This window comes from Cognatilysobacter segetis (genome assembly GCF_004359965.1).
Taxonomy (GTDB): domain Bacteria; phylum Pseudomonadota; class Gammaproteobacteria; order Xanthomonadales; family Xanthomonadaceae; genus Cognatilysobacter; species Cognatilysobacter segetis.
Genome location: NZ_SMRQ01000042.1, coordinates 23,984 through 31,021, shown reverse-complemented (window position 1 = coordinate 31,021; position 7,038 = coordinate 23,984). Strand labels below are relative to the sequence as shown.

The following is a 7,038-nucleotide window of genomic DNA, read 5'->3' as shown; positions in this document are numbered from 1 at the left end:
GCGCCGCCACGGGTCCTCCGGTCCCTCGCGGAACCAGGGCTGCTCGTCGCTGCTGCGGCGGTGCGAGCCGGACGGGACGCTGAGCGGCGGCCACCCGATGCGGGCGATGGGCACGTTTCGAGCCGGCGCGGGCGGCGTGTCGCCGCGCGAATGCAGCGCGTGGCGGATGGCATGGAGGAGTTGTGACATGGCGCCTCCCCGTCCCGGCGTGTTCGACCGCGGGTCGGTCCGGGACGAGGCCACTATGCGCGTCGCACGTCGCGCCGGCGCCGCCGGCCGCCTGTCGAGTTAAGCGGCCAGCCATGCCGCGCGGGCCTGGTGGCGCCTAGCCGCGCCAGTTCGCGTGCGTGTTCCAGAAGTCGACCGCGCGCAGGTACGCATCGCGATCGAGCGGGACGCCCGATCCACCCTCGTCCACGCCCAGTGCGTTGCGCATCATCGTGATGGGCGCCATCGGCGTCTCCACCGGCTCGGCGGTGTACATGCAGCCGACGACGCCCCAGTCCGCGTCGATCGACGTGCCCTCCTTCGCCAGCTGCTCGCGGCTGTAGAGGATCGGGATGAGGTAGGCCGCGACCGGGGGCTCGATCCCTTCGAACCAGCGCACCAGCACGGGCAACTCGTCACGCGTACGCGCCTCGTAGCCCGTTCGCAGCAGGTGGCGGTTCTGCTCGGTGATCGGCACGGCCAAGCAGCGGGTCGACGTCCAGTTCCGGTGCACGTGGAGCTTGCAGAACGGCGCGTAGCCCGCCAGCACCGCGACGGGCGCGACCTCGTTGAGATGGCGCTCGAAGGCCTCGGGCGTGCAGTCCTGCACGGTGTTGCGGCGCGGCTCGCGCGGGAACAGCCGCGGACGGGCGAAGTCGGTGAGGACGATGGACATGCGATCGGGCCGGCGAACGGAACGCGCATTGTGCCGGGCGCGTGCCGTCGGGATCAGGGTTCCGGAACGACGTCCGCGCGCACGCCGTCGCCGTCGAGCACGCGCGCCACGACGACCGCCAGCATCGCGCCCGCCACCTGCGCGGCCACGAAGCCCGGCACGTCGTCCGGCCGGATGCCGGCGAAGGTGCGCGTCATCGCGCGGGCGAGCGTCACGGCAGGGTTCGCGAACGACGTACTGGCGGTGAACCAGTACGCGGCGAAGATGTACGCGGCGACGAGCACGGGGATCGCCCCGGGCCGACGGCGCAGCCCGAGGAGGATGATGAGCACGAGGCCGAACGTCGCGACGCCCTCGCTGAGCCACTGCCCCGCCCCCGCGCGGATGCGGTCGCCGGGCTGCACGACGTCGAGCCCGAACATCAGGTGTGCGAGCACCACGCCCGCGACCGCGCCCGCCACCTGCGCCAGCACGTAGCCCGCCAGCTCGCGCGACGACAGCTCGCGTCGCACGCGTGCGACGAGCGACACCGCGGGATTCATGTGCGCGCCCGACACGGGCCCGAGCAGCGCGATCAGCACGTACAGCATGCCCGCGGTGGCGCCGGCGTTCGCCAGCAGCGCCACGCCGCGGTTGCCCTGGGACAGGTCCATGCCCATCACGCCCGAGCCGACCACGGTCGCGAGCAGGAGCAGCGTGCCGAGGAACTCGGCGAAGAGGCGGCGCGGCAGCGGCATCACAGCGACGCCAGCAGGGTCTTCACCCGCGCCTCGATCCCGTCGCGCACCGCGCGGTAGCCCTCGTCGTCCATGTCGCGCGGATCCGGGAGCGCCCAGTCCTCGCGACGCTTCGCCGGCACCCAGGGGCAATCGTCGCCGCAGCCCATGGTGATGACGGCATCGAACTCGCCGGACACGTCGTCGAGTGATTTCGATGCGTGCGTCGACAGGTCGACGCCGCGCTCGGCCATGACGCGGATCGCCTTGGGATTGATGCGGCCCGAGGGCTTGGAGCCGGCGCTCATCGCCTCGACATCGCCGCCGCCATGCAGCCGTGCGAAGGCTTCGGCCATCTGCGACCGGTTGGAGTTCTCGACGCAGACGAACAGCACGCGATGCGTCATGTCAGGCCCCGCAGCAGGCGGCTTCGGCCGGCGCGGGCGCGCAGCTCGTCGCGCAGCCGGTGTCGCAGGCGCTGCGGGTGTCCTGCTCGCGCAGCGCCTCGGGCGAGAGGTGCTCGAGGACGGTGAACACTTCCCACTCGTTGCCATCCGGGTCGGCCAGCCAGAACTTGTCCTGGCGCGCGTAGCAGCAGCTCACCGACATCTCGTCGCGCGGCACCAGGCCCGCGGCGGTGACGCGCTCCCGGATCGCGATGACATCGTCGGTGGAATCCACCTGCAGGCCGAGGTGCGACAGCGTGCCGCGCGCTTCGAAGCGCGTGCCCGGGATCTGGTTGAGCACGAAATTGAGCGCGGGCGCGTCGAGGTCGAACTTGGCGTAGCCGGTGCGTCGCTGCCGGCTGTCGATGCCGGTGTCGTCCTGCAGGATCGAATGCACCACGGTCTCGTCGTGGTAGTGCTTCGCGGGCGCGGTGCCGAACAGCGCGCGATAGAAGTCGACGGCGGCATCGACGTCGCGCACGTTGAGCGAGAGGTGCGGCTTGCGGACGGCGGTCAGGGCGTTGCTCATGGCGGTCTCCTTGCGTCAGGGCGTGCAGCGGCCTGCGGCCGGCGCGCACGCGGCGCCCTGGCAGCAGTTCTCGGTGAGATAGGCGATCAGTGCGTCCATGCGCGCGTAGTCGGCGCGCACGCGGATGACCCGGCCCTCGCGCGTGTCGGCGACCAGCCCGGCCGCGCGCAGCACGTTCAGGTGGGCGGTGAGCGTGGCGGGCGGCAGGCCCAGCAGGTCGCGCAGCTCGCCGACGGCGAGTCCGTCGGCGCCGGCCTGCACGAGGGCACGGAACGCCGCGAGCCGGCTGTCGTGGGCGAGGGCGCGAAGCGCGCCGAGTGCGAGGTCGGTTTCCATATTTCCATTATTCCGGAATTATGGAATTACGCAACCCCGCCGCGTGCCCGGACGACGAACGGCGGCGCGGATGCCCACGCCGCCGCTGGCCGGCTCCGCGCCGATACCCGCCCCGTCAGCGCATCACGCGGCCTGGCGATACCGCAGGTCGAAGCGGTCCAGCTCCATCACCTTCGTCCACGCGGCGACGAAGTCCTGCACGAAGTGCGCCTCGCCATCGGCGGCGGCGTACACCTCCGACAGCGCGCGCAACTGCGCGTTCGAACCGAAGATCAGGTCGGCCAGCGTGGCCGTCCAACGCAGGGCGTCGGTCGCGCGATCGCGGCCCTCGAACAGCCCCGGCACCGTCTCGGATTTCTTCCATGCGGTGCGCATGTCGAGCAGGTTGCGGAAGAAATCAGGCGTGAGCGTGCCGGGGCGATCGGTGAACACGCCGTGGGGCACGTGGCCGGTGTTCGCATCGAGGGCGCGCATCCCGCCGACCAGCGCCGTCATTTCGGGCGCGGTGAGCATCAGCAGGTTGGCGCGGTCGATGAGCGCGGTCGCGACGGTGTCCTCGGCGCCCTTGCGCACGTAGTTGCGGAAACCGTCGGCCGCGGGTTCGAGCACCAGGAACGACTCGACGTCGGTCTGCTCGGGCGTCGCGTCGGTGCGCCCCGGCGTGAACCGCACCGAGACGTCGTGGCCCGCCGCGCGCGCCGCGGCCTCGACCGCCGCGCCGCCGCCGAGCACGATCAGGTCGGCGAGCGAGAGGCGCTTCCCACCAGACTGCGATGCGTTGAACTCCGCGCGCACGCGTTCGAGTGTGTCGAGCACGCGGGCGAGTTCCTGCGGCTCGTTCGCCTCGAAGTCGTTCTGCGGCGCCAGGCGGATGCGTGCGCCATTCGCGCCGCCGCGCAGGTCGCTGCCGCGGAAGGTCGACGCCGACGCCCAGGCCGTCTTGACCAGTTGCTGCACGCCGAGTCCCGAGTCCAGCAGCGCGGTCTTGAGCCGCGCGATGTCGTCGGCATCGACCAGCGGGTGGTCGACCGGCGGCAGCGGGTCCTGCCAGATGAGGTCTTCCTGCGGCACCAGCGGGCCGAGATAGCGCACCTTCGGGCCCATGTCGCGGTGCGTGAGCTTGAACCACGCGCGCGCGAACGCGTCGGCGAACTTCTGCGGATTCGCCATGTAGTCGCGCGAGATCCGCTCGTAGGCCGGGTCGAAGCGCAGCGCGAGGTCGGCCGTGGTCATCATCGGCTGGTGGAAGCGGCCCGGCACGTGCGCGTCGGGCACGTTGCGGTTAGCATCGCCCTTGGGCTTCCACTGGTGGGCACCCGCGGGGCTCGTCGTCAGCTCCCACTCGTTGCCGAGCAGCGTCTCGAAGTACTCCATGTCCCAGCGCGTCGGCGTCGCCGTCCATGCGCCTTCGAGGCCGCTGGTGATCGTGTGCTCGCCGATGCCGCTCTCGTACGCGCTCTTCCAGCCCAGGCCCAGCTCCTCCACGTTCGCGCCTTCCGGCTCGGCGGAGAGGTGCTTCGCCGGGCCCGCGCCGTGGCATTTGCCGAACGTATGGCCACCGGCGATCAGCGCGACGGTCTCCTCGTCGTTCATCGCCATGCGGCCGAACGTGTCGCGGATGTCGCGCGCGGAGCCGACCGGGTCGGGGTTGCCGTTCGGGCCTTCGGGGTTCACGTAGATCAGGCCCATCTGCACCGCGGCGAAGGGATGCGCCAGCTCGCGCTCGCCGCTGTAGCGCTCGTCGCCGAGCCACGTCGATTCCGGGCCCCAGTCGATCGGCAGCGGCTCCCAGATGTCCTCGCGGCCGCCGCCGAAGCCGAAGATGGGACAGCCCATGGATTCGATGGCCACGTTGCCCGCGAGGATCATCAGGTCCGCCCACGACAGCGACTTGCCGTACTTCTGCTTGATCGGCCACAGCAGGCGGCGCGCCTTGTCGAGGTTGCCGTTGTCGGGCCAGGAGTTGAGCGGCGCGAAGCGCTGCTCGCCCGAGCGGGCGCCGCCGCGACCGTCGAAGATGCGGTACGTGCCAGCCGAGTGCCAGGCCATGCGGATGAAGAACGGACCGTAGTGGCCGTAGTCCGCCGGCCACCAGGGCTGCGAGTCGGTCATCAGCGCGTGCAGGTCGGCGATGACCGCCTGGAGGTCGAGCTTGCGGAACTCGGCCTTGTAGTCGAAATCCTCGACCATCGGATCACCCAGCCGCGCATGCTGGTGCAGCATCGCGAGGTTGAGCTGGTCGGGCCACCACTGTGCGTTGTTGCGCGTCTGACGGCGTTTAGGACCGTGCGCGACGGGGCATCGGGCTTCGTCATTCATTGCGGCGTCTCCTGCGGCGCTTCGTGCGCCGGAATGCGTGGGCGCAGGGGAAAAGTGCGGGCGCGGCGCGATCCGGGACGCATCGCGGGGGCCGTTCGATACCGTACGCGCGGATCGTTAAGCACGGAAATCGAACGTTCGGATGGCAGCGATAGGCGCCGCCGATCGAGGGCGGCCCTTGCCCGCCCATTCACCGTGCGCCGCCTATACAGGCGCTTCCCGCAGAACCGAGCCCGCCATGTCCCGTCCCGCGCCGCCGACCGTTCACGACGTCGACCTGCCCCGCTACCTCGGCACGTGGTTCGAGATCGCGCGCCTGCCCATGCGGCACGAGCCGCCCGACTACACCGACGTGACGGCGCATTACAGCCTCGAGCCCGACGGCAGCATCCGCGTGCAGAACCGCGCCTACGACGGCGAGGGCCAGCTGCAGGAATCGGTCGGCCAGGCGACACCGGCGGAACCGGGCGACAACAGCCGGCTGGAGGTCACGTTCCTGCCGGAAGGCCTGCGCTGGATCCCGTTCACCCGCGGCGACTACTGGATCCTGCGGCTCGACGACGCCTACCGCACCGCGCTCGTGGGCAGTCCGGATTACCGCTACCTGTGGCTGCTGCACCGCGAACCGACGATGGACGCGGGAACGCGCGAGGACTTCCTCGCCACCGCCCGCGAGCTCGGCTACGCGCTGGACGATCTCATCGACACGCCGCATACCGGCCGTCGCACGGCCTGACGTCGTTTCTGCGCTACGGCACGGGCGATTGCGTCGCCGGTTCCGCGGCCTGCGGGGGGCAGCGGCGCACGCCGGGCGCCATCGGCAGCATGCACACCACGCAGCAGGCCTGCGGCGTGGCGGCCGGCGCCGGCACGTTGGCCGCCGGGACCAGCTTCAGCAGCGCGACCCAGTCCTGCCGGTTGAAATTGCACGCGGCGGCGTTGGCCGGGCCGCACTCGGGCTCGGTGGCCGTGCGCCGTGGCAGCGACCAGAACCGTCCCAGCCGATTGAGCGGGAGTACGCGCATCGTGACGCCCTGCAGCACGTTGCCGCCCACCAGCCGTGCGCGGTTGCCGGCCGTGGATACGACGATGTCGCAGTGCATCGGCAACGCACCGCCGTAGGAGCGCTGCAGCCAGTCGCGGAAGCCCTGGACGCCGAACACCTGCGAGGACTGGCGCGAGAAGCACAGCAGGTCGCCCGTCGCCGGCGCCTCCCGGTCCGGATCGGCCATCCGGTACGGGCCCTGTTCGCCGCTGCGGAATGCAGCGCGCACGTAGTCGACGTGGCGGATCGACGACTGGAATCCCGGCACGCCCGCGCGTGTCAGCACGTACGACACGAAGACGGCAGACCACGGCGTGTCGATGAGGAACGTGCGGCACAGCGCCACGCCGACACTGCCATCCGGGCCCTGGCAATCCGCGCCCGCGGGCAGGCCGGGCGCCGGCCACTGCACGCCGCTGCCGAGCCAGTATGCGGCGACCCGACGCCACGCGGGCGTCGCGCGATCGCGCAGGCGCAGGCCTTCGGCTTCGGAAATGCGCAGGTTCGCGAGACGCCCGCTCTCGTCGATGAACGGCGAGTACCAGAGATCGTGCTCCGCGCAGGCGATCGACGCGATGCGCGACGCGGTGTCGGCTCCGCCGGCCGATTCGGGCGAGGCGCAGCCCGAGGCGCGCGCGTGCGGAGCGAAGACGAGGACGGCCGCGAATGCGAAGGCGATCGTCAGGTGGCGCAGTGCGCGCAGGCAGTCCATTCGGATTCCGGCAAGGGAGACGGCGACGACGCTCGCACAGCGGGCGTGTCGC

9 protein-coding genes are annotated in these 7,038 nt (G+C 71.2%); 1 reads left to right on the top strand and 8 read right to left on the bottom strand.

Annotated elements, in window-relative coordinates; genetic code table 11:
* The 7 genes from E4F61_RS10375 to katG form a co-directional block, all read right to left on the bottom strand.
* Window positions 1–189, bottom strand: a 189-nt coding sequence (locus E4F61_RS10375) for a hypothetical protein (RefSeq protein ID WP_133479591.1), incomplete at its 3' end; no start/stop codon positions are given.
* 136 nt (window positions 190–325) lie between these two features.
* Complete coding sequence (locus tag E4F61_RS10370) at window positions 326–883, bottom strand: DUF3228 family protein (RefSeq protein ID WP_133478590.1); 558 nt, start codon at window positions 881–883, stop codon at window positions 326–328.
* 53 nt (window positions 884–936) lie between these two features.
* Window positions 937–1,620 (bottom strand): aquaporin, encoded by a 684-nt coding sequence (locus tag E4F61_RS10365; protein WP_133479590.1) that lies wholly within the window; start codon window positions 1,618–1,620, stop codon window positions 937–939.
* Window positions 1,620–2,006 carry an arsenate reductase ArsC gene (locus E4F61_RS10360; RefSeq protein ID WP_133479589.1) on the bottom strand — a complete coding sequence of 129 codons (387 nt, stop codon included), beginning with the start codon at window positions 2,004–2,006 and terminating at the stop codon, window positions 1,620–1,622. The genes E4F61_RS10365 and E4F61_RS10360 overlap by 1 nt, the downstream gene beginning before the upstream one ends.
* Before the next feature lies 1 nt (window position 2,007).
* Window positions 2,008–2,574 carry a VOC family protein gene (locus E4F61_RS10355; RefSeq protein WP_133479588.1) on the bottom strand — a complete coding sequence of 189 codons (567 nt, stop codon included), beginning with the start codon at window positions 2,572–2,574 and terminating at the stop codon, window positions 2,008–2,010.
* A gap of 15 nt (window positions 2,575–2,589) precedes the next feature.
* The gene (locus E4F61_RS10350; protein WP_133479587.1) at window positions 2,590–2,910 is read right to left on the bottom strand and encodes an ArsR/SmtB family transcription factor; all 321 of its coding nucleotides are present in this window, start codon (window positions 2,908–2,910) and stop codon (window positions 2,590–2,592) included.
* 123 nt (window positions 2,911–3,033) lie between these two features.
* Window positions 3,034–5,229, bottom strand: coding sequence for a catalase/peroxidase HPI (gene katG / locus E4F61_RS10345; RefSeq protein WP_133479586.1), 2,196 nt, complete (start codon window positions 5,227–5,229; stop codon window positions 3,034–3,036).
* 238 nt (window positions 5,230–5,467) lie between these two features.
* Between katG and E4F61_RS10340 the strand changes: the two genes are divergently transcribed.
* Entirely contained in the window at window positions 5,468–5,965 is a 498-nt protein-coding gene (locus E4F61_RS10340) for a lipocalin family protein (RefSeq protein WP_133479585.1), read from the top strand.
* Window positions 5,966–5,978: 13 nt separating this feature from the next.
* Here E4F61_RS10340 and E4F61_RS10335 read toward each other — a convergent pair whose 3' ends face one another.
* Window positions 5,979–6,986 carry a DUF2272 domain-containing protein gene (locus E4F61_RS10335; RefSeq protein WP_133479584.1) on the bottom strand — a complete coding sequence of 336 codons (1,008 nt, stop codon included), beginning with the start codon at window positions 6,984–6,986 and terminating at the stop codon, window positions 5,979–5,981.
* Between the last annotated feature and the right edge of the window lie 52 nt (window positions 6,987–7,038).

What these genes read in the sequence shown, in the direction of transcription:
- E4F61_RS10335 (WP_133479584.1), bottom strand. Translation starts at nt 6,986, where the DNA reads ATGGACTGCCTGCGCGCACTGCGCCACCTGACGATCGCCTTCGCATTC.
- E4F61_RS10340 (WP_133479585.1), top strand. Translation starts at nt 5,468, where the DNA reads ATGTCCCGTCCCGCGCCGCCGACCGTTCACGACGTCGACCTGCCCCGC.
- E4F61_RS10350 (WP_133479587.1), bottom strand. Translation starts at nt 2,910, where the DNA reads ATGGAAACCGACCTCGCACTCGGCGCGCTTCGCGCCCTCGCCCACGAC.
- E4F61_RS10360 (WP_133479589.1), bottom strand. Translation starts at nt 2,006, where the DNA reads ATGACGCATCGCGTGCTGTTCGTCTGCGTCGAGAACTCCAACCGGTCG.
- E4F61_RS10355 (WP_133479588.1), bottom strand. Translation starts at nt 2,574, where the DNA reads ATGAGCAACGCCCTGACCGCCGTCCGCAAGCCGCACCTCTCGCTCAAC.
- E4F61_RS10365 (WP_133479590.1), bottom strand. Translation starts at nt 1,620, where the DNA reads ATGCCGCTGCCGCGCCGCCTCTTCGCCGAGTTCCTCGGCACGCTGCTC.
- E4F61_RS10370 (WP_133478590.1), bottom strand. Translation starts at nt 883, where the DNA reads ATGTCCATCGTCCTCACCGACTTCGCCCGTCCGCGGCTGTTCCCGCGC.
- katG (WP_133479586.1), bottom strand. Translation starts at nt 5,229, where the DNA reads ATGAATGACGAAGCCCGATGCCCCGTCGCGCACGGTCCTAAACGCCGT.